Source organism: Prevotella dentalis DSM 3688 (genome assembly GCF_000242335.1).
Lineage (GTDB): Bacteria > Bacteroidota > Bacteroidia > Bacteroidales > Bacteroidaceae > Prevotella > Prevotella seregens.
This window is the reverse complement of sequence record NC_019960.1, coordinates 883,136-905,361: the sequence shown is the minus strand read 5'-3', so window position 1 is coordinate 905,361 and position 22,226 is coordinate 883,136. Positions and strand designations below refer to the sequence as shown.

General features: G+C 57.4%; 20 protein-coding genes. 10 read left to right on the top strand and 10 right to left on the bottom strand.

Annotated features, from left to right (window positions below; genetic code table 11):
• Positions 1-30 precede the first annotated feature (30 nt).
• From murQ to PREDE_RS03675, 4 genes are read right to left on the bottom strand one after another with little or no spacing between them, the layout of a single operon-like run.
• Positions 31-873 (bottom strand): N-acetylmuramic acid 6-phosphate etherase, encoded by an 843-nt coding sequence (murQ, locus tag PREDE_RS03690; protein WP_005843204.1) that lies wholly within the window; start codon positions 871-873, stop codon positions 31-33.
• 16 nt (positions 874-889) lie between these two features.
• A complete protein-coding gene (locus tag PREDE_RS03685) occupies positions 890-1,783 on the bottom strand; it encodes a BadF/BadG/BcrA/BcrD ATPase family protein (RefSeq protein WP_005843205.1) in 894 nt (297 codons plus the stop codon).
• Positions 1,784-1,788: 5 nt separating this feature from the next.
• A complete protein-coding gene (locus tag PREDE_RS03680; protein ID WP_005843206.1) occupies positions 1,789-3,117 on the bottom strand; it encodes an MFS transporter in 1,329 nt (442 codons plus the stop codon).
• A 38-nt stretch (positions 3,118-3,155) separates the two neighbouring features.
• Positions 3,156-4,583 carry a glycosyltransferase family 2 protein gene (locus PREDE_RS03675; protein WP_015298445.1) on the bottom strand — a complete coding sequence of 476 codons (1,428 nt, stop codon included), beginning with the start codon at positions 4,581-4,583 and terminating at the stop codon, positions 3,156-3,158.
• Positions 4,584-4,843: 260 nt separating this feature from the next.
• On the opposite strand from PREDE_RS03675, the gene rbr reads away from it, so the two are divergent.
• The 6 genes from rbr to PREDE_RS03645 all read left to right on the top strand — a co-directional run bounded on the left by rbr (position 4,844) and on the right by PREDE_RS03645 (position 10,264).
• Complete coding sequence (gene rbr / locus PREDE_RS03670; protein WP_005843208.1) at positions 4,844-5,497, top strand: rubrerythrin; 654 nt, start codon at positions 4,844-4,846, stop codon at positions 5,495-5,497.
• Between the two features lie 132 nt (positions 5,498-5,629).
• Positions 5,630-6,292 (top strand): lipocalin-like domain-containing protein, encoded by a 663-nt coding sequence (locus tag PREDE_RS03665; RefSeq protein WP_235777458.1) that lies wholly within the window; start codon positions 5,630-5,632, stop codon positions 6,290-6,292.
• 7 nt (positions 6,293-6,299) lie between these two features.
• Complete coding sequence (locus PREDE_RS03660; protein WP_005843210.1) at positions 6,300-6,851, top strand: hypothetical protein; 552 nt, start codon at positions 6,300-6,302, stop codon at positions 6,849-6,851.
• A gap of 56 nt (positions 6,852-6,907) precedes the next feature.
• Entirely contained in the window at positions 6,908-7,285 is a 378-nt protein-coding gene (crcB, locus tag PREDE_RS03655) for a fluoride efflux transporter CrcB (protein ID WP_005843211.1), read from the top strand.
• Positions 7,286-7,460: 175 nt separating this feature from the next.
• Entirely contained in the window at positions 7,461-8,903 is a 1,443-nt protein-coding gene (locus tag PREDE_RS03650) for a rhamnogalacturonidase (protein ID WP_005843212.1), read from the top strand.
• On the top strand, positions 8,900-10,264 hold the full coding sequence (locus tag PREDE_RS03645) for an MATE family efflux transporter (protein ID WP_005843213.1): 1,365 nt from the start codon (positions 8,900-8,902) through the stop codon (positions 10,262-10,264). The genes PREDE_RS03650 and PREDE_RS03645 overlap by 4 nt, the downstream gene beginning before the upstream one ends.
• Before the next feature lie 130 nt (positions 10,265-10,394).
• Here PREDE_RS03645 and PREDE_RS03640 read toward each other — a convergent pair whose 3' ends face one another.
• Complete coding sequence (locus tag PREDE_RS03640; protein ID WP_005843214.1) at positions 10,395-11,216, bottom strand: TrmH family RNA methyltransferase; 822 nt, start codon at positions 11,214-11,216, stop codon at positions 10,395-10,397.
• A gap of 139 nt (positions 11,217-11,355) precedes the next feature.
• Between PREDE_RS03640 and PREDE_RS03635 the strand changes: the two genes are divergently transcribed.
• The 4 genes from PREDE_RS03635 to PREDE_RS03620 all read left to right on the top strand — a co-directional run bounded on the left by PREDE_RS03635 (position 11,356) and on the right by PREDE_RS03620 (position 16,309).
• Positions 11,356-12,705: an AAA family ATPase gene (locus tag PREDE_RS03635; protein ID WP_005843215.1), complete on the top strand. Its 1,350-nt coding sequence runs from the start codon at positions 11,356-11,358 to the stop codon at positions 12,703-12,705.
• A 4-nt stretch (positions 12,706-12,709) separates the two neighbouring features.
• Positions 12,710-13,381: an HNH endonuclease family protein gene (locus PREDE_RS03630; RefSeq protein ID WP_005843216.1), complete on the top strand. Its 672-nt coding sequence runs from the start codon at positions 12,710-12,712 to the stop codon at positions 13,379-13,381.
• Positions 13,382-13,401: 20 nt separating this feature from the next.
• Positions 13,402-14,553, top strand: coding sequence for a peptidase associated/transthyretin-like domain-containing protein (locus PREDE_RS03625; protein ID WP_005843217.1), 1,152 nt, complete (start codon positions 13,402-13,404; stop codon positions 14,551-14,553).
• Between the two features lie 124 nt (positions 14,554-14,677).
• Positions 14,678-16,309, top strand: a complete 1,632-nt coding sequence (locus tag PREDE_RS03620; RefSeq protein ID WP_005843218.1) for a class I adenylate-forming enzyme family protein — start codon at positions 14,678-14,680, stop codon at positions 16,307-16,309.
• Between the two features lie 847 nt (positions 16,310-17,156).
• Here the strand turns inward: PREDE_RS03620 and PREDE_RS13410 are convergent.
• From PREDE_RS13410 to PREDE_RS03590, 5 genes are all read right to left on the bottom strand, one after another.
• The gene (locus PREDE_RS13410) at positions 17,157-17,585 is read right to left on the bottom strand and encodes a hypothetical protein (protein ID WP_015298443.1); all 429 of its coding nucleotides are present in this window, start codon (positions 17,583-17,585) and stop codon (positions 17,157-17,159) included.
• A 395-nt stretch (positions 17,586-17,980) separates the two neighbouring features.
• The gene (locus PREDE_RS03605) at positions 17,981-18,316 is read right to left on the bottom strand and encodes a type II toxin-antitoxin system RelE/ParE family toxin (RefSeq protein WP_005843222.1); all 336 of its coding nucleotides are present in this window, start codon (positions 18,314-18,316) and stop codon (positions 17,981-17,983) included.
• On the bottom strand, positions 18,313-18,552 hold the full coding sequence (locus PREDE_RS03600) for a hypothetical protein (RefSeq protein ID WP_005843223.1): 240 nt from the start codon (positions 18,550-18,552) through the stop codon (positions 18,313-18,315). Before PREDE_RS03600 ends, PREDE_RS03605 begins: the two co-directional genes overlap by 4 nt.
• Before the next feature lie 233 nt (positions 18,553-18,785).
• Positions 18,786-21,632: a fimbrillin family protein gene (locus PREDE_RS03595; RefSeq protein WP_015298442.1), complete on the bottom strand. Its 2,847-nt coding sequence runs from the start codon at positions 21,630-21,632 to the stop codon at positions 18,786-18,788.
• A 236-nt stretch (positions 21,633-21,868) separates the two neighbouring features.
• Entirely contained in the window at positions 21,869-22,123 is a 255-nt protein-coding gene (locus tag PREDE_RS03590) for a hypothetical protein (protein WP_005843225.1), read from the bottom strand.
• Between the last annotated feature and the right edge of the window lie 103 nt (positions 22,124-22,226).

Genomic DNA, 22,226 nt, shown 5'->3' with positions numbered 1-22,226 from the left:
TTGCTATAAAGGGTTGATTGTGGTGCAAAATTACGTATTTTGCAGCAGATGGCCAAAGTTTCCGTCGGTTGATTTGCGGGCTTGGACCAGTGCCTTTTCCACCGATCCGCAGGCGAGCAGCAGCCGTCGGGCTGCGTCGTATCCCATGCCGAGCGTGTCGGTCAGCATGCGTGTGCCGCGTTCGATGAGTTTGTCGTTGGCAAGCTGCATGTTCACCATGCGGTTTCCCTGTACGCGTCCCAGCTGTATCATGAGGGTGGTGGAGAGCATGTTGAGCACCATCTTTTGAGCAGTGCCCGATTTCATGCGCGAGGATCCCGTGACAAACTCGGGGCCCACGGCCAGTTCCACGGCCACGTCGGCCGCTCGGGCCAGTGGCGTGTCGGGGTTGCTGGTGATGCATCCGGTGAGAATGCCGTGCTCGCGGCAGCCACTGAGCGCACCCACCACATAGGGCGTGGTGCCCGAGGCAGCGATGCCCACCACGGTGTCTTGCGGTGTGGGGTGATGGGCCGACAGGTCGAGCCATCCTTGGCGGGCGTCGTCTTCGGCATGCTCCACGGCGTGGCGCAGGGCCCGGTCGCCCCCGGCAATGATTCCTACGACCAGCGTTTCAGGCACGCCGAAAGTGGGAGGCAGCTCCGAGGCGTCGAGCACACCCAGACGGCCGCTGGTGCCCGCCCCGACGTAGAACAGTCGGCCGCCTATCCGCATGCGTGGCACGATGGCCGTGGCCAGCCGCTCAATCTGTGGCAGGGCCCGGTTCACGGCCATGGCTACAAGCTGGTCTTCGGCATTGATGTGGGCGAGCAGCTCGTGCACGCTCTGCTGTTCCAAGTGGTCGTAACGGGATTCTTGCTCGGTCTGTAGCATGTTGCGGAGCTGCGGGTTATGCCTGGCGGGCGGCGTGATACTCCACTAAACCCTCCATCGGAGCCTGGATTATGCGGCCCAGGTGCATGCCCTCGGCCTCCACCACCTCCTGCAATTGCTGGCGGAAAACGGTGGCAATGGAACCGTTGAAACCGATGGGCAGCTGTTGCCAGCCCGCATACTGCATCACGTTGCGGCGCAGGAAGCGGCGGAAACTCTCAGTCACCAGCTCGTGAATGGCCGGCTCACCGATGTTCTCTGCCAGGAAAGGGGCAAAGCTGGCCAGGAAGCGGTTGGGCAGTTTCTGGCGGTACACGCGGTCGATGATGTCGGCCGCGGTGAGCCGGTACTGCCGTTCAAACCGGTCGATGATGGGCTGGGGCAGCTGTCGTTTTAGGATGTCGCCCACGAGAGTGCGGCCCAGCACGGCCCCGCTGCCCTCGTCGCCGAGGATGAAGCCCAGGGGGGAGACGTTGTGTGTAATGCGTTCTCCGTCGAAGGCGCACGAGTTGCTTCCCGTTCCAAGAATGCAGGCAATGCCCGCCTCGTGGCCGCAAATGCTGCGTGCGGCCGCCAGCATGTCGGATGCTACCTCGCAGCGAACGATGCCCGAAAGGCTGCGGCGCAGAGCCCGCTCCACGATGGGCTGCTTCTCTGTAGTGCATCCGGCTCCGTAGAAGTACACGTCAATGGGCGCGTTGTCCGCCCCCGCCGTCTGCAGGGCAGGTCTCAGGGCGCGGCACATCTCGTCGGCCATCTCTTCTTCGGAGAGCTGAAAAGGGTTCAGTCCCTTGGTGCGCACCTGCTGAATGGGGCGGCCATCGGCCGTCACGCACCAATCGGTCTTGGTCGAACCGCTGTCGGCAATGAGCTGATAATGAGTTCTGGGATGATTCAATTCCATGTTCATGATGTTTAAGATTGTGCTTCGTGTTTGCGCCCATAGGTCGGGTCGATGCCGCGTCGCACCAGAATGGTCATCACCACGGTAGCCAGACAGCAGAGCATGACTATCCAGAAGAACCAGCCATAGCCCACCAGCTCTTGCAGATAGCCGGCGAACATGCCGGGAATCATCATGCTCAGGGCCATGAATGCGGTGCAGATGGCATAGTGGGCGGTGACAAATTCGCCCTCGGCAAAGTACATCATGTAGAGCATGTAAGCCGTAAATCCGAAACCGTAGCCAAACTGTTCGATGGCCACGCAGACGCTGATCACGACGAGACTGGTGGGTTGGGCCAGGCTGAGGTAGATGAAGGTGGCGCAGGGAAGTGTCATGCAAGCCGCCATGGGCCACAGGGCTTTGCGCAGCCCCCAGCGCGAGGCGGCGATGCCTCCCACGATGCCTCCCACGGTGAGGGCCAGTACACCGATTGTTCCGTAGACAATGCCCACCTCGTCGGTTGCCAGTCCCAGTCCACCCTTGGCGGTGGGGTCGAGCAAGAAAGGATTGACCATCTTGAGCAGAAAAGCCTCGGGCAGCCGGTAGAGGAGCATGAAGACAATGGCCAGCCACACGCCCGGCTTGCTGAAATAGGTGGAAAAGGTGCGGCCGAATTCGCTGAATATGTCGCGGGCCGTGGCTGTTGTCCCGTTGCCCGCACGCAGTGCATCGGCCCGGGGCCGCGGCAAGGCGAAGAGGTGATAGACGGTGATGGCGGCAAAGAGCACGGCCGTAATGGCCATGGTGATTTGCCAGGCCTGTGGAATGTTGCCCGTCGACCGCTCAAGCATGCCGGCCACATAGACCAGCACGCCTTGCCCGAAGATGCTGCTCAGTCGGTAGAACGTGCTGCGTATCCCCACGAAGAAGCTCTGCTCCTCCTGATTGGAGGCCAGCATGTAGAAGCCGTCGGCCGCAATGTCGTGGGTGGCCGAGGCAAAGGCTGTGATGACAAAGAGTACGAGTGTAAAGGTGAACAGGCTCACAGGAGTGCCTTTGGCGGCAATGACGGCCGCCTCGGGGTGGGGGATGCTAAGGGTGAGCAGCACGAAAGCAGCACTGATAAGCAGCTGCATGGCCAGAATCCACCAGCGCTTGGTACGTACGATGTCGACAAAGGGACTCCACAGCGGCTTGATGGTCCACGGCAGATAAAGCAGGCTTGTGAAGAGCGCCATGTCGCCATTGGGCACTCCCATCTTGGTGAACATGGTCACCGATATGTTGTTGACGATGAAATAGGGGATGCCTTCGGCAAAGTAAAGCGTTGGTATCCACCACCAAAGTTTGTGATTCATCCTGGTCTTGTTTTTGGAGGAAAAGGTGGTTCGAGGGGTCAGCTCCTCTGTTTCAACCCCATTCTGGCCTTGAGTTCCCAGGTGCGGATGCGGTCTTTGTAGAGGTTGTTACGGTTCTCCTTGTCGCGGCTCAGGTCGCCATCGGAGTTGTCGTCCCATCGGCGGCAGTTGTACAGCACGTCGTAGATGCGGCCGATGCGGTAGTGACGGCTGATGGCCAGCCCCAGGGCGTAGTCCTCTCCGTAGTTCACATTGGGCAGGTTCACCTGGCGCAGCACTGGCGTGAAGAAAGCGCGCGGCGCGCCCAGCCCGTTGATTCGCAGGGCGTTGTTGCGGCCGTTCTCAAGTGTCCACTCCTTGTGGTCAATCTTGCCGGGGGGCAGTGTGTTGAGGTTGATGTCGGTGAGCATGTACGTGCCAATGACCATGGCACACTGCTGGGCGTAGAAAGCATCGACCATCTTCTGCAGGGTGTCGGGGCCCGAGTACACATCGTCGGAGTCGAGCTGCACAATAAACCGGCCGCACTGCGGGTGATGGGCCGCCATGTTCCAGCTGCCGCCCACGCCAATGTCGTTTCGGTTGGGGATGATATGGATGATACGCGGGTCGTCGTAGGCATCGACGGCCTCGGTGGTACCGTCGGTGGAGTGGCACTCCGGCCCGTTCTCCACTACGAATATGTTGTATTTGAAAGTGGTTTGTTGGCTTAATGCGCTGTCGATGGCATCGCGGATGGTACGCAGTCTGTTGCGCACGGGTATCATGATGGAGGCCTCCACCTCAAACGTTCCCTCGGTGAGGGCCACGTCTCGGAACGTCGGAGGCAGGTAGGCCCCCATCTCTTTCAGGTATTCCGTACAGGCCGCCTCCATCTCTATCTGCGACTTGCGGTTGCGCGGGTCCACGTAGTCGAAGAGCTTCTCGCCCGTCTTGCGGGTGTCGAGTTCTACTTCAGCGTAAAGGTATTCGTTGATATGTTCAATGCCGTGCTTCTGTGCCAGCTTCAGACGCAAGTCGTAGAGGCCGGCGGCCTGGTAGTCGGCTTTCATGCGGCCGGCGGCCTCCTTGAAGGCTTCGGTGCGGAAGAGCAGCACCGATCCGAAGTCGAAGTCGTTGCGCAGACTGCCCAGCTGATAGTCGATGACCGGAGCTTCCGTGCGCAACCCGTCGGCCGACACGTTGTAATGGTCGGCGTAGAGCATGCCGGCCCCCGTGGCTTCGGCTATCTGCACCATGCGTTCCAAGGCCAGATAGCCTGTGCGGATGAACTGGTGCTTTAAATATAATAAGGTGTAAGGAGTCTTGACCATGCTGGCAATGGCTTGCAAGGTCTCGGTGCTGGTCATGGAAGTCTCCACGATGGTGATGTCGTTGGTGATGTCGAGGGCGTCGAGGGCCTGGACATTACGCTCGGTTTCTTCTTCGTTGCCCACGGGCACGAAGCAGTCTATGAGTTTGTTCATGATGCTTATGAAATGTTGTGATGGTTGCTGAGGCTTGTCAACTGCAAAAGTACACATTTTCGAGCGAATACGGCCAGCCGGCCCTCTGCTTTTTTCCAATATGTGGTTCTTGGGACTTCAGGCGTTGCCGGGGAAGCCGTTTCTAATTTATTCGTTGTATAAATCACAACTTCCAAGATGTAATAATTGTAAAAAGGCTTGGAGTCTACTTCTGAATTGCCTATCTTTGCACCGTTGATTCAAACATATACAAACACATTATGAAGAAGAAATTTATATGCACCGTATGCGGTTACGTCCATGAGGGCGCAGAGGCTCCCGAGGAGTGCCCCGTCTGCCACGCCAAGGCAGACAAGTTCCAAGAGTTTGATGCTGCTGCCCTGAAAGGCACGAAGACCGAGGCCAACCTCCAGGCCGCCTTTGCCGGAGAGAGCCAAGCTCACACCAAATACCAGTACTATGCCTCCAAGGCCAAGAAAGACGGCTACGAGCAGATAGCCGAACTCTTCACCGAGACCTCGATCAACGAGAAGGAGCACGCCAAACTTTGGTTCAAGTTCCTCCATGAAGGCGACGTCCCCGGCACCATGCAGAACCTGGCAGATGCCGCTGCCGGCGAGAACTATGAGTGGACCGACATGTACGCCGAAATGGCCCGCGTGGCCAAAGAAGAGGGCTTTGCCGGCATCGCGGCCAAGTTCCGCGCGGTGGCTGCCATTGAAAAGCGTCACGAAGAGCGGTATCGCAAGCTGCTGAAGAACATAGAGGACAAGGTGGTGTTCTCGCGCGACGGAGACTGCATCTGGCAGTGCCGCAACTGCGGACACATCGTTGTCGGCAAGGCGGCTCCCGAGGTTTGCCCCGTTTGCAACCATCCGCAGAGCTTCTTCCAGATTGCTGCCGAGAACTATTAAGTTGTTTTCCGCACCGCGGGTGCGAAGAAAAGTCAAGAGCGGCGGAACCCTAAAATAAAGGTTCCGCCGCTTTCAATTGTAGGAAAAGTTGTAACTTTGCACCCGTTTTAGCATTTAAACATTGATTCAAGAATGAAGAAAAGTGTATTCAGGATGCTCTTCACGGCATTCCTCGGCATGGGCCCCGTCGTGGCTCAAGCTCAAATCGATTTGGACGGCGTGCTCAAAAATGCGGCCGGGCAGGTGTCCGGGGCTGCCCGTAGCAAGTCTTCAGGCAGTGCGAACGGCGGTATGCTCTCCGGCCTCACCTCTATTTTCTCGGCCAGCAAAGTGGCCAAGGCCAAAGATCTTGTAGGCACATGGACCTATCAGGAACCGGCCATCGTGTTCTCGTCATCGTCGGCACTGAAGAATGCCGGCGGCAAGATGGCCAGCGCTGTCATCGAAAAGCAGCTCCAGAGCAAGCTCTCCGCTATGGGCATCAAGCCGGGCATGTTCACCATGACTTTCAAGAATGACGGCACCTTCACGCAGAGCGGACTGGGCAAGCAGCTGGGCGGCACCTACACGGTGACCGGCAACACGGTGAACCTGGCCTATGGCGGCCAAGTGAAACAGGTGGTCGGCACCACGCAGGTGGAGGGCGGTTCGCTGCTCATCGTGATGAACACTACCAAGCTGCTGGGCTACATGAAGACCATTGGAGCACTCAGCGGCAACGCCACGCTCAAGAGCGCATCCTCCTTGATAGGCAGCATGGACGGCATGCAGTGCGGTCTCCGACTGAAAAAATAGTGCCGGCATGACAAGCAGAACAGAACAACAGCAAGCCTTCGAGTCCTCGTTCCAGACGGACTTGAAGGCTTATTTGCTTCGGTTGGGCGAGGTGGACGACATGCTGCCCGATGCGCCCGACATCGAAGGCCAGTGGGCCCGGATAGGCGAGGCCTATCTGCCCGATGCCATGCGCGAGTTCCAGGCCTATCCAACCGTGGCTCTCGGCTGGGTGATGTACGTGGGCATGGCCGTGGCCAAGTACTGGGACGAGGACTGGGAACGTTATGCCCAGGTGGAGAATCTCTATGTTTATCTTCGCGACAAGCAGGACTTCGACCATCTCGACGACTATGTCCGCGAACGCGTGCTGCGGCTCTCCGCACCCGACGCCGGGCGTTTGCAGGATATCGTGGCCGAGTGTGCCTCGCGCACCTACGGCCGTCTGCACCATCTCCAGCTCGTGCCCGCATCGCCCGAAGCCTTCTATGCCTTTGTGGCCGCCCTGCACCAGATGTACCTCATGGGAGCTTACATGCAGCTTCACCGCATGGGCTACCACATGACCCGGCTGGGCTGAGCCCCGGCCCGATGCTCCGGGACTGCCCTGGGGTGCGTATTTAATCACACCAAATTATGTTTAAAGATTTTCTTCTGGTCGGCACGGGCAGCTTTTTGGGCGGCGGCATGCGCCTCCTGGTCTCCCGGCTGCTTACAGCATGGGTGCCCACACCTTTCCCTTTGGGCACTTTCACCGTCAACGTGCTGGGCTGTCTGCTCATCGGATTCTTCTCGGGACAGCCCGTGGGCAGTGGCCATTTGTCGCCTGCCGCCCGGTTGCTGCTCACCACGGGCTTCTGTGGCGGCTTCACCACTTTCTCCACTTTCATGAGCGAGCACACGGCCCTTGTGAAAGACGGCCAGTATTTCTACGTGACTCTCTACCTGCTGGGCAGCCTCGCGCTTGGCCTTGTCGCCGTGCTGGCGGGCCATCAGCTGGCCAAGCTGGTGTAGCGCACGCGTGCAGCTTCGTCCCGCCCGGTTCCTTGTTGGCCCTGTCGGGACAGAACCACACCACCGCGCCACCCGAAGCATTAAAAAGTGGCGGAAATAGCTGAAAACTTGATTCGTGCCGCCTCTTTTTCTTAACCTTTTCTTACCTTTGCGGTGAATTAACAACCCATTACCGATGAACAAGTCCTTTCTTCTCGCCCTCATGCTCTGCTTTGCGCCGGGACTGTGGGCGGCCGACTACAACGTGCGTCAGTTTGGAGCCGTGGGCAACGGCACCGTTCTCGACTCGCGGGCCATCAATGCCGCCATCGACACGGCCGTGTTCCACGGCGGTGGCCGCGTGGTGCTGCCCGCAGGTACCTACCTCTCCGGCTCCATCCGCCTCAAAAGCAATGTCGAACTGCACCTCGAGCCCGGGGCCGTGCTCCTGGCCACGTCCGACAAGACAGCCTACGACGCGAGCGAGCCATTCGACTTCTCCGAGTATCAGGATGGCGGGCACACCTACTTTCACAACAGCTTGATATGGGCCGAGGGCCAGCACAACGTGTCCATCACGGGGCCGGGAATGATAGATGGCCGGGGCCTCACCAAGCACGACACCGAGCGTGCCGGGCAAGTGCAGGGCGGAAGCATCGGCACAGGCGACAAGGCCATTGCCCTGAAGCTCTGCCGCAACATTCTCATCCGCGACGTCACCATCATCCGCGGCGGCCACTTTGCCATCATCGTCACGGGCTGTGAGCGCGGCCACATCGACAATGTGACCATTGACACCAACCGCGACGGCATAGACATCGACTGCTGCAAATACCTCACCGTGACCAACTGCAAGGTGAACACGCCGAGCGACGACGGCATCGTGCTCAAGTCGAGCTACGCCCTGAAGCGGCCCGTCGTCACCGAGCACGTGCTCGTGAACAACTGTCTGGTCACGGGCTACAAGGTGGGCACGTTCCTCGACGGCACTTTCGTGCCCGAGCAGGTGAACTGGGTGTGCGGGCGCATCAAGCTGGGCACGGAGAGCAATGGCGGCTACCGCAACATCACAATAGCCAACTGCACGTTCATGTACTCCTCGGGACTGGCTCTCGAAGAGGTGGACCAGGGGCGCATGGAAAACGTTGTTGTGACGGGCCTTTCGATGAATCACGTGCACCATTACCCCATTTACATCACCACCGGATGCCGCAACCGGGGGCCCAAGGAGGTGACCGCGCGCAGCTATGGCGGCGACATCATGATTAGCAATGTCGTGGCACAAGACTGCGACTCGCTGGCCGGCATCATCGTGACGGGCATGCCCGGCGAGCCGCTACGCAACATCACGCTACAGAACATTCGGATACAGTATCGAGGCGGAGGCAATGCCGGTCTGCGTGACAGGGACTACCGCGAGCAGGCCGCCAACTATCCCGAGCCCCGATGGGCCGGGCCCACGCCGGCCTACGGCCTCTTTGCGCGCCATGTGGACGGGCTCAGCGTGCGTAACGTGCACTTCTTGACGCTGCGCCCCGACCATCGGCACATGGTGATTCTGGACGACGTGACGGGCGATGACCTGACCGACGTGACCGGACCTGTGGAACCGGGCGCACAAAAGGTGGTGAGAAGATGACGGGACAGGCCAGCCTACAGGCGCGCCGCGTGCTGCGCGCGCAGTACCGGCCCATCGTCATGCTCGGCATTCCCATCGTCATCGGCCAGGTGGGCACGGTGGTTTTGAGCTTCGCCGACACCATGATGATAGGCCATCACTCCACGCCCGAGCTGGCCGCCGCCGCCTTTGTGGGCAACATGTTTGCCTTGGGCATCCTGGTGGCGCTGGGCTTCTCCTACGGCATGACGCCCATCGTGGGCAACCATTACGGCCGGGGCGAGACGGCCCATATCGGGGCCGTGGTGAAGAACGGGCTGCTGGCCAACACGCTGCTGGCCGCGCTGCTCGTGGCGGCCTACACCGTGCTCTACCTCTTTCTCGATCGGCTGGGCCAGCCGTCGGCGCTCATCCCCCACATGCGCCCTTACTTCCTGGTCAACCTGGCGTCGCTGCCGTTTGTGTGTTGGTTCAATGTTTTCAAGCAGACGGCCGACGGAACCACCGACACGCGCACGCCCATGTGGATTCTGCTGGGCGGCAACCTGCTCAACATCGTGGGCAACTGGGCGCTCATCTACGGCCATCTGGGGTGCCCGGAGCTGGGGCTGCTCGGTGCCGGCCTGTCCACGCTGCTGGCCCGAATCATGATGACGGCGGCCATCGCGGGCGTGTTTTTCGACAGCCGCCGCTACCGGCCGCTGCGCCGTGCCTTTGCCCAGAGCCGTTGCAGTAGGCCGGTCTTCGGGCGGTTGCAGCGCATGGGCTGGCCGCTGGGGCTCCAGATGGGCATGGAGACGGGGGCGTGGACGCTCTGCAGCATCATCGTGGGGTGGATAGGAGCATCGTCGCTGGCCGCCCATCAGGTGATGCTTTCGGTGAGCCAACTCTTCTATCAGGTCTACTATGCCATCGGTGCAGCCGTGGCCATCCGCATCAGTCTGTTCCACGGCCAGCGCAATTTCGACCACATTGCGCCCACGGCCTGGGCCGGCTTCCACCTTATTTTATTGGTGGCCGTCCTGGTGTCGGTGCCCGTGTGGCTGCTTCGCCACCAGATGGGATGGCTCTTCACCGACTCGGCCGAGGTGGCCCACATCGTGACCCTGACCATCGTTCCGCTCGTGGTCTACCAGCTGAGCGACGGCCTGCAGTGCACTTTTGCCAACGCCCTGCGCGGGCTGTCGGACGTGAAGCCGATGATGCTCGTGGCTTTCGTAGCCTATTTTGTGGTGTCCATTCCGCTGAGCTACCTCTTCGGCATCACCATGCACGGCGATTTGGTGGGCGTGTGGTCTGCCTTTCCTTTTGGGCTCAGCGTGGCCGGGGGGCTCTATTACCTGTTCTTCAGGCGGCGGCTCCATGCCGTGCGTGGCTCGTAGGAGTCTGCGCGACGAGACTTCCAGGGCCCTGCGATGGCGGTGTAAAGGCGAGGCCGTTACGGTGTAATCATGATGCGATTGCGCCGTAACGGCCTCGCCTTTACGGCGTAATGAAAATGCGACGACGGCCTTATGGCTGCGGGGCGGCCGCGTGCGCCCCGCACAGTTCCCAGAAAGCCACGGCGGCTGCGGCCGCCACATTGAGAGAGTCCACTTGGTGGGCCATGGGGATGCGCACCACATAGTCGGTGGCCGAAATGGTGTCGTGGGGCAGCCCGTCGCCCTCGGTGCCCATCACAATGGCCAGCCGCGGCTCGGCCTTGAGGCGGGCGTCGTCGAGCGCGATGGAGTGGGGCGTGAGGGCCATGGCCACCGTCTTGAAGCCCAACCGGCCGAGGCTACTCACCGGCCCGTCCAGCCAGGCCCAGGGCAGGAGGAACACCGACCCCATCGACACCCTGACGGCGCGCCGGTTGAAGGGGTCGCAGGAGTCGCGCGTGAGTAGCACGCCGTCAATGCCCAGCGCGGCCGCCGAGCGGAAGATGGCCCCGATGTTGGTGGTATCGACCACACCGTCGATCACCACCACGCGCTTCCCGCCCCGGCACACCTCGGCCGCCTCGCGCTCCTGCGGCCGCCGCATGGCACAGAGCACGCCGCGCGTGAGGGTGTAGCCCGTGAGCCGGGCCAGCAGTTCGCGGCTGCCCGTATAGACCGGTAGGCCGGGGCAGCGGGCCAGCAGGTCGGCTGCGTCGCCCGCAATGTGGCGTTCCTCGCAGAGCAGGGCCACGGGCTCGTGCCCGGTGTCGAGGGCCACACGAATCACCTTGGGGCTCTCCACGATGATGAGACCCCGGTCGGGTTGCAGCCGGTTGCGCAGCTGATGGTCGGTGAGTTTGCTGAACGGCTGCACGCCGGGATGGTCTAATGAGTCGATGTGAATGATGGGCATGGTCGTGTCTGGCGGGTGACATATCCCCGCATCGGCTGCAAAGTTAGTTAAAATATACGGCCATTCTCAGATTTTTTGCCTAAATTTGCCGGGAAATAAGTTGCCAGAATCGAGTAAAACGATAAACAATGATAGCCTTATGCAAGATATAACTATCCATAACTTCCGCTGTTATGAGGACAAACAGATGACTTTCCGACGTGGCGTCAATTTGCTGATAGGAGACAATTCCGCGGGCAAAACATCGCTGCTGCGTGCTTGCAACTTCGTCATGAATTCGTTTTTTTCCGGGTATAGTGACGAGAACACGGTTTGGAAAAGCGTTGAAGACGATGATTTCATGCTGCAGGTCAGCGAGCAAGGCTCCATACTCCCAGAACGTCCTATTGCCATCTCGTTTCATGCGGGCGAGTGGGACTTTCCTCCTGTAGCCGTCATGGCAGGAGGAAAGATGGAAACTGTAGCTGGGGTTGGGCCTGACGAAGAACTGAGAATAGAGAAAACATCGAAGAAAAACAGCAGGAATCTGGTGACCGGACTAAGGGTGCTGAAGGATTATGCCGCCTTGTTGCAACAGCATTCACATGTTATGGCAGGCGGACGTGTCTGTCAAAATAATGTGTTGCCCGTATATGCCTACTTCTCTACAGAGGATATTCACAGCTCCCGAAAAATCAACCGAGAGCGTTTCAAGGAGTATAACCACAAGACTTCGTTCGGATATTATGAGTGTTACGATTGCAAGGGGCTGTTCGATTATTGGGTGGATCGGTTGCTTGTTTTGGAAGAAGCGGAGGTCGGGCAGCTGGAGATTCAAACGGTGCGCAAGGCCATTGCCGAAGCGCTTGGAGCCAAAGGCTGTGGCATTGTTGAGGAGCTCATCATTCGGCCGCGGCGTGGAAAAGTCTTCTTCAGATACACAGACCATCGCATGGTGGAGGCCAATCTCTTGTCGGATGGCTATCGGAGGCTAATCAATATTGTGATGGACATAGCCTTTCGCTGCGCATTGCTGAACAAAGAGAAGTTTGGCGATGAGTGTTACAAGCATACACACGGCACGGTTATTATAGACGAGATAGACGAACATCTGCATCCGGCTTTGCAGGTAAGGGTCTTGAAAGCCTTGCAAACCACGTTTCCCATGATACAGTTTATTGTCAGCACGCATGCGCCAATGGTGATGTCGTCTGTCGACCGGTGCCCGGAGAATGTGGTGTATAAGCTGGAATATCATCAGGAAAGCGGCAGATACACACATCGCGAGCTGAATACTTATGGGCTTGACGCGTCTACGATTTTGGGTTCGTCCATGGGGCAAGTGCCGCGCGACCTTGATGTGGCCAAGGATTTGGAACGGCTCTTTCAGCAGATAGACGAACAGAAACTGCCCGAAGCCAAGGAGACTTTGCATCGTTTGTATGAGGTGATGGAGAATGGAGACCCGGAGTTGGCCCGTGCAGAGGCCATGATTTCATTCATGGAGTGAGGCGATGATTAAGATAACGAAGACTAAGGAGCCGCTGCAATGGACGCAATACCGCAAGACACCGGGGGCTCATTATCAGGCGCAAGACTATCTGACGGAGGCCCTGATGAGGGAGCAGGGATATATCTGTGGCTATTGCATGCGGCGCATTCCACGGAAAGACAAACTGAGTGGAGCGGCTACTCAGGAGGATCACCGTATAGAACACGTCAAATGCAGAACGTTTTACCCGGAGCTTGAGTTGGATTATTCCAACATGATTGCCTGTTGTCCGGGCCATATTGGGGATGAGGACCACTGCGACCGCAGCAAGAAAGATCTCGCCATATCCTTTTCGCCGATGGAGGAAGCGGCAATAGAGTCAATTCGTTATTCCAGTTCCGGCAAGATTTTTTCTGCCAACAGGCAGTGGAATAAAGAGATGGACGAGGTGCTGAACCTGAATACCAGCATGCTGGTTCTTAATCGCAGGAGCATGCTTGACGAGGTGATTAAGCGTATCAATCAGCAATGCAGGAAGAAGAATGGCTGGGACAAGGCATTGTTGAACAAGTTCCTGCAGAAGTATTCCCAGATGCACAAAAGTAATGACAAGGAAGAAAACCGCATGGAATATTATCCATTTTGTGGCATTGTCATCTGGTTTCTGAAAGACAAACTACGGAAACTTGGGTAGCCAATGATACCATTCGACTTATGAAACACAACGGAATGGCTGGCCTGTTGGCGGGCTTGCTGCTGATGCCGGCGGCCCAGGCGGCAGCGCAGAGGCGAGTGCTGGTCTACGACCGGATGCAGAACGTGCCGGTGGCCTACGCCAATGTGTACAAGGCAGAGGGTGGAACGTTCAGAGGCACCACGAGCGACGGCAACGGCGTGGCCGTGATAGACTTCGACTTTCACAGGCTCCGGGTGAGCCATGTAGGTTACCAGTCTTGTGCATTCACCGTCTTGCCCGACACCATCTTCCTGACATCCAAGGAGAACCAGCTGGCCGAGGTGGTGGTCAGGGACGAGGAACCGCAGTGGATTCGCCCTTGGCTGCAAAGGCTGGTCGGCGAGAAGCGGCGGCGGTACAGGGCCGCCGCGGCCTGTTACGACTACGACTATACCACCCGCAGCACGAGCGACAGCAGTGGATATTGGTTTGAGAACAAGGGGAAAATGCGGATTCCGGCTTTTCGGGAGAAGCAGCTCTTTCGGATTAAACCCGAGCGGGGCTACATCCATTTCAAGGACGTGACGGCGGGCTGCGACTTTTCCAATCTGAAACGGATGGTCTATCACGACTTTGTGGACGAGTTGGACGCGAGGTTCATCAGGCAGCACGTCTTCCGGGTGAACGACGCATTCCGATCGGGAAACAGGAACATCGTGCAGCTTTATTTCAAATCCGCCAAATACGGCAAGGAGGACAGGGGCTACCTCACGGTGGACACGGCGATGCGTGCTGTGCTGGCCGTAAGTCGGGAAACGGGACTTCGGTACAACGTGGACAACCACACGAACCGCTTTACCCGCGGTGCCGTGGGTATGCTGACGGGCTGGAGGTACTCGGAGTGGCTGGTCAGCTCGGAGACGCGCTACCATGTGGACAGCGTGTCGTGCTATCCGTCGGTGTGCCGTTACAAGGCCTACCTCCTTGCCGAATCCGCCAAGGGCAGGTTTGCCGGCCGCAGGTTTGAATCGTATGAGGCGGAGCTGACGCTCAGCCCGGCCGTCGATGCTGACGGGCCGGCCTATATCGACCTGCCCGAACCGTGGTACATGAAGCTGATTCTCGGCAAGAAAGAACGCCTCGCCGAAGAGCGTCTGCAGGCCATTCCCAAGGAACATGTGGTTTATTAGTTCCCGAAACGGGAAAGGGAAAAGATGCTGCATGGGCAATTCTTTGCGGCCCCGGCGGTCGTTTCTGATAAAAATTCGTACTTTTGTGGCTGTTTAAATGAACCCTACACGGTGCAAAACAAGAATGATGACAGATTTTAAATCCATTTTCGAGAGCCGCTACACGTGGCTGGAAGGCTTTATGCGCAATGTGAGACGCTACTCCTCCAAACCCGCCATGATATGTCCCGAGACCGAAACGGCGTGGACTTACCGAGCGCTGAACGAGTCGTGCAACCGCCTGGTTAACCGCTTGGCGGCCGACGGATTCGGCAAAGGCGACGTGCTGATGGTGCAGTTGCTCAACTGTCCCGAGTTTGTCTTTGCCTATCTGGCCGCCCACAAGGCCCACGGCGTGTGCTGTCCGGTGAGCTATAGGCTGAGCCCCGGCGAGCTCGCCCACCATATTGGCGACTCGCAGCCCATGGTGCTGATCTTCGACATGGACCACAAGGCGTATATTCTGGAGGCGTTGACCCTTTCCGGATTTCGGCCCAAGCGGCTCGTTGTGACCGATGGAGAGAGCGACGGCGAGGTGCTGTCGTATGCCGACTACGTGGCCGGGGCCTCAGATGGCGAGCCTGTTCCCGTTTGCAACTACAACATTTACGATGAAACCACGCGCCTCTACACCTCGGGTACGACGGGTCAGCCCAAGGGTGTGGCCATGACGAGCATCAACGAAGTGCTGTCGGCCCACGACGTGATGATACATTTTCCCATGAGCTACAAGGACGTGACGATGAACACCACGCCGTGGTTTCACCGTGGCGGACTGCATTGCGCCGGCCCGTGCCCCACGCTCTACGCCGGCGGCACGATGATTATCATGAGGAAGTTTGATGCTGTGAAGACGCTGAAGTACATCGCACAGTACAGGATTACGTTCGTCGTGGGGGTGCCCACCGTGCTGGAAGAGCTGGCCGACGCACAGGAACGCCTGGGCTACGACCTGAGCACGCTCAAGGGAATCGTGACCATGGGCAGCCCGCTGGAGCGGTCGGCCTGCATCCGTTTCCAGCAAGTGCTCACGCTGAACATCTTCAACGGCTACGGCACCACGGAGACTTTCTGGAACACATTCCTGCGACCTTTCGACCTTCCCGACAATGCCGGCACGGCCGGGGCCTCGTGTGTGGACGACGATGTACGTGTGGTCAAGGTGTACGAAGACCATCGGGCCGAGCCCGACGACCTGGCAAGCACCGACGGCCAGGAGGTGGGCGAGGTGATTATCTGCTCGCCGGCCAAGTCGCCCTACGCCTACGTGAACAACGAGGAGGAGACGGACCGGAAGTATTACAAGGACTTTATTTATACCAACGACCTGGCCACCTGGGACGAGCACCAGTTCATCACCATCGTGGGGCGCAAGGACGACATGATTATTTCGTCGGGCGAGAACATTTATCCTGCAGAGATCGAGGCCGTGCTCAACACTCATGCCAAGGTGAAGGACTGCATCGTCACCTCCGTGCCCGACAAGATGCGGGGCCAGATGGTCACGGCTTACGTGGTACGCAGCGACGATTCGCTCACGCCCGAGGAGCTTGACGACTATTGCAAGGCCAGCCCCGACATGGCCAACTTCAAGCGTCCGCGCTTCTACTGTTTCGTGTCTCAGATACTGTTCAGTGCCACGGGCAAGAAGCTGCACGTGAAAATCAAGGAAGCCGCCGAGGAGGACCTGAAGAATGGTCTGCTCTATCGCGTTTAGTGCATGGGGCGGACGAGCGCACACCCACCGCGCAGCATCTGTGAAATCCGTGCAATCTGTGAGAAAAAAAGCCACGCATGGAATCTGCGAGAAAATAGCATGCACGCGTGGAATCCGCGTGCCCCTTTCACTGCGCAGCTATATGTCCTTTATGTTGTTCTGCCTAAAACTCCACTGTGCAGCCATATTGTCCATTCTGTTGTTCTGTCTAAAAGAATCGCGGGCCGTGTCTCACGACACAGCCCGCGCAAAAAGAGATATTATAAAAACACATGATATTGAGAGTATTGTAGTTACCTTGTCTGCGTAAAGGGATGGCCGGCACCCCGCGCGTGTCCGTTCATACAACCGTCATTGGTGGGTTGGCAAAGACAACGGGAAACAACGGATAACAACATTTATGCCGTGGCGCAGCGTTGTTTATGGTTGTTTGTCGTTGCCTTTTGAATCCGATGGAGTGTGCAATGTTCTTGCCCCCGTGCGTGTCCGTTCATACAACCGTCATTGGTGGGTTGGCAAAGACAACTGGGAACAACGGATAACAACATTTATGCCGTGGCGTAGCGTTGTTTATGGTTGTTTGTCGTTGTCTTTTGAATCCGATGGAGTGTGCAATGTTCTTGCCCCCGCGCGTGTCCGTTCATACAACCGTCATTGGTGGGTTGGCAAAGACAACGGGAAACAACGGATAACAACATTTATGCCGTGGCGCAGCGTTGTTTATGGTTGTTTGTCGCTGTCTTTTGAACCCATGCGACACGCCGTTGTCTTTTGAATCCATGCAATATGTCGTTGTCTTTTGAATCCAATGCGGTGCGGCCCTACGAATGCAGTGCGCTTCACCCCTCTACTTTCTCGTACACAAAAAGGGAGCCGTTCTTGTTCTGCCCCACCCAGATGGTCTTGGGCTGGCCGTCGGGTGTGGTCTGGCCCGCCACGGCAAGCTCGTAGTGCCGTTTCGTGCCCGTTCCCTCCGTCTTGCCCGTGAACGACAGGCTGCCGGCCGTAAGCCCCAGCTGCTGCTCCAGCGCGGCGAAGCCCGGCCGCAGATGCGCCTCGTGCTCGGCTCGTCGGCCTCGCGCATCTTCTGCGTGTTGGGCTCCGTGCGCGGCTGGTTCAGAGCCTTGTCCTCGGCGGCTACGGCAGCCTCAAGCGGCCCGAGCACGGCGGTGAGCTTCTCGGTCTTTGCCTCCTTGCAGAGCGTGAGCACGCGGTCGGCAAACTGATAGTGCTCCATGTGCTGGAGCTGTCCTTTTCTTACATTTCTCAATTCCATCGTCGTTCAGGTTTAAAAGATTTTGATTGTTTGGCCTTTCATCAGCTGCTGACGACCGTTTTTTCTTCGGTTCAATGTTTCATCAGCTGCTGAAAGCCATTTTTTCTTCGGTTCAGTGTTTCATCAACTGCTGACGGCCATTTTTTTGTCGATTCAATGTTTCATCAGCCGCTGACGGCCATTTTTTCTCCTTTTTGCGCTTTCCAAGGGGTTGGAAACGCATTTTTTCTCTTTTTCCGTCCGTCCAAGCCCTTAGATGGGCAGGGAACGGTTGATTCAGTACATACAACACGACGGAAAACGAAAAATCTCGGTAGCGGTTGAAAACGACCGTCCCACGCTCCAATCGAAGTGAAGCGTAGGACGGATTTTTTTCTTGGAAAAGGGAATTGCGGTCAGAGCAGACCTGCCAACAGGCTCTTGAGATAGGAATCTGAGACATTGGCGAGTTCGCCCTTGTCGTAAATAGTGAGCAGGGTGATTTCGAGGTGGTCGTGTGTCGCAAACACATGGTAGGCTATCACCCTTGCACCGCCACTCTTGCCCTTTCCTTTCGAGGCAATGGCCATCCTCACCTTGTGCATGCCGTTGCCGAGGTCAGCCCCCTGTATTGGGTCGGCCTCCAGACTTTGCAGGAGTACCTTAAAATCAGCCGGGAGTGAGCGGTATTTCTTGGCCAGCCGCTTGAACTGGCGTTTGAACTCCTCGCCCAGATAAATCTCCGCCGTCATACGCTTTCCTCAAATTCCCTGACGAAATCGTCAGCCTTTTGCATTTTCATGCCTTTATCTTTCGCAGCTTTCAATTCGGCGACTGCGCGTGTCAACGTCTCCTTGACATACGCCTTGCGGGTCTGCTCCCCTCCCTTGTAAATGGAGGTGGAGGCCACGCCGCGAAGCATGCCGATGGCGCGGCGGATGCTCTGCGTAGCAGAGTCTTCATTGAGCGTTACCAGAATCTGTCTCATCGTTTTGCCTCCTTATGCTTTGATTGTTCCGATGTAAAAATTGTGCAAGCAAGTGCAAAGAGAGTTTACTTTCAATTTGCCGATTGCCGCCAATTTTCTGCAAATATACCACTTTTCCCTGTTAGTTCCAAATCTCCGCCGTTGGATTTTCGTTTCCGTCGTGTGTGTCAGTATGTCAAAGAGCGAGGGGGATTGTGGGGCGGCTTTGCGGGCCGCCCGCAATCGGATGATTATTATTGCTCTGCAACAGGGCGAACGGAGAAGGCGAACGATAGAGTGTAGGTGCCCTGAGGATTCACGTACCCATTGCTGAAGTTCAGGTAGCAACCGAGGCCCGTGTATCTCGGAACGGCCGACCAATAGTAGCCTTGGTAGCCAACGTACAACAACAAACCACTGTAGTAGTTACGACACCCCAAAGCGGGGAAGTAGACAGTGGCGTCGGGAGAAGAGACCTTATTGTTGAAGTTCCATCCGTAATCCCAAGCACCGGTGGCGTTTATTGGATCGCCGCTTTGACCTGTTTTAGTGAACCCGGTGAAGGCATTACTGGCGGGCATCTTGAAACCAGCAGGACAAGGATCATAGATGGTTTTGATGACGGCATTGTCATTCAATCCAGTTGTGGTGTTGTCCATAGACCAGAGATTATATTGATTGTAATTGCTATACCAACTTGAATCCTGGAAGTAGAACACATTGGGGTTCTGAATACTATTTCGGATAGACATATTGTCACCACCGTTTTCGTTGAAAGAACCCTCGGCAACGGGATTGGTGCCTGGGAAAGCGTCCTTACGACCGAATTGGTAAAGCGTGGAGGAGATCTCCTTGACGCTGCCGGGATTCTGCGTGATGTCAATGACAGCAGTTTGTTTGACACTGCCGTTGGGGATTTCCTGCTCCACCTTGACACGCGCTACACGGGGCTTGTCGTAGGTAGAGCCGACCCATTTGAGGTTGGCGAAGCCCAAGGTGCGCTTGGTGAACTTGTAGATGTAGTTCTGGAAATTGGTACAGGGGATGACGTCTAAGGCTTCGGCGTGGTCGAACCATAGGTGCCAAGACCACATCACGGTGCCGCTTGCGTTCTTGATGGCGATCACGGCATTGGCGTTACAGATTTTGTCGGCCGGGATGTGGAAGTTCACAAAAGAGTTATTTCCGCTGCCGGTTACGGACAGATCCTTCACGATGCCCTTGTGGTCAGACCACACGATCGAGGCCTGGGTGGCAGGAGCACCAGCATTCTGCACGTTGATATAGGGAGAGGTGATGTCAGCCTCATTGTGATCCTTGAAGTGTTGCAGAATGTAAGTGCCGCTGTTACTCGTTTTATACGAACTTGGATTGTCGACACCGACAGTGGGCGATGCCGTTGTGGTGTGGATAGCGTTGCCATAGACCAACGGAATGCGATAGTAACCCGGAGCGGAGATCAGGTAGCTGTTGGCCGTGTTCTGAATTGTGGTGCCGCCGTCGGTCTGGTTGGCTAGGTTGTAGTAATTGCTGTTGTTGCCTTTTTCCGGCGCGGTTTTCAGTACGTTGTTGTAAGCGGCCAGTTGATCGGTATAATCCGGTTTAAGCGTGGCCTTGCCGGTTTCGGCTACTGTGCCGCCGTTGCCGCTCTCGGTGGTGAGGTTGGTCAGCCATGTGGGTTTCGTTTGCGTTTCGGGGCCCCAGGTTGCTCCGCCATTGATGCTTTCGCTGTAGCTGATCACTTTCCACTTCACGGGCTGCTGCACGTGAGTGACGGGATCTTCACGGTAGCTCTGCACGGTATAGTTGTCGGTTGAGGTCTGGTCGTAGGCCACGGCGGCAGGGCTGGTGGTGGTGAGTTGGTACTGCCAGTCGGAGTTGTTCTGAGACAGGGCGTAGGTCTTCGTGGTGCCGGGTTTCCACGTGCCCGAAAGGTTGGCCGTGATGGGTGTGGAGCCGTCGGAGAAGTGTATCTTCACGCTCACGCCCGAGAGCGGCTGCGGAATCATGTAGAACGTGTAGTTGTCGCCGTTGTTGCCCAGAATAATCTGGTTCACGGCGGCTGTGGTGCTCACGTTCACCGTGCCGTCGCCGCCGAGGGTGAAGGTCTGCGGGGCAGAGAGGTTGCTCCATGCCGCCCCCGTGCCGGTCTCGTCGGCGGAGAGCGTGTAGCGGCCCTTGCCCATGGCTCCGATGATTTCCACCTTGGTGATGGTCTTGCTGTACGACAGGTTCTGGCCCACCTTGAAGCGCACGGCCGTCAGGGCGTGGCGGAACTTGAGGTTGGTGGTGGGAGGCACGCCGAACGAGGCATATTCCACCACGCCCGAACAGGCCGTCATGAGGTCTTTCTGGTTCTTCACATCGGGCTCCACCTCGAAGTCCACATAAGGAGTGGAGGCATAAGTTTCGGGCGAGACGGTGAGCCTGGTGTAGCCTGCGGTCACCAGCGGGGAGACGGCGTAGAATCTGCCAAAGTGGTGGCTGGTCCACGACCAGTAGACGGGATCGACGAGTGTGCCGTCGGGGTTGGTGTCCTTGTTGTAGAACCAATTGGGTGTGGTAGAGAAAGACGTGGCGCTGGTATCACGGTAGCCATAGGAGGAAAAGTGCCCCAGTGTGGTCATCGTGGTGATGTTGGCGCGAGTCGCGGCATCGGTGCTGGTCTTGCTGCCGTTGCCGGAGGCCTCTGCACGCTCCGCGGCGGTTGCCGTGCGGTTGTCCTGTCGCATGGGGTTGACGCCAGCTATTGTGGTCTCAATGAGGCAGAGGTCGGCCCCGGCGGCTCCTTTCACGGCGAGCCTCTGTGTGGTGAGGTCCTCGGGCGTGAGGTTCATCATGCCCAGCTGCTCGCTGAATGCCGCACGCGTCACAGGCACGCCCGGCATGGCCTTGGCGGCGGCCTCTTGTGCATCGTTCTGCGCCTCACTCACATTGAAACTTACGGCGGCTCCCTTGTCGCCGCCATTCTTGTCATTGTCTTTGCCCAGATCCTCGTTGGCGCACGAGGCAAGGGAAAGTCCTGTGAGCCCCGCAAGGCACACACTCACGAACGCCGCCCTGCGGGCCCTGCGCTCCAGATATTCCTTGAATCTTATCATGGTTGTTGCTTGTTGTTTAATCATTGTCTACTTGTCAGCTTGCTTGCTTTTCCTTTTGCTTGCTAACTCACTTGCTTGTTTTCTTAAAGGCCTGCTTGTCTTAAAAGAGGCTCTGTCCTTGCTTCTCCTTTCCTCCGCGTCTCTGCGTGGGAGCTACACGAGTATGGCTCACGCAGAGGCGCAGAGGAAAGGAGGGATCGCGACAGCACCTTTTACTCTTTTACTCTTTTACCTTTTCACTCTTCCCACGCGTCCCAGACGGTGGACTTTTTGGCTCCGGAGATTTCCGTGTCGTCATCGTCCTCTACGAGGTCTTCGATGCTGACGCTGCCTTTGTTGCCTACGGGTCCTCCACCACCAGGCTGAACCGCCGGGCTACCGGCAAGGATGGTGTTTTCGTTCTCCACGGCGACGACCTCGCAGTTGGGACAGACATAGGGCTGCCTGTGCTTGTCTTGCTCTTTTTTTGTTTTCACGTTTATACGCTTCATTTTAGTTTGGATTTAACTTGCTTTTTGAGTGCTTAAAAGCTGCTTATTTCCGTTTTCGTCCGGCTGCGAAAAGAGCACAAAAAGTGGGGCAAAGGAAACTCCG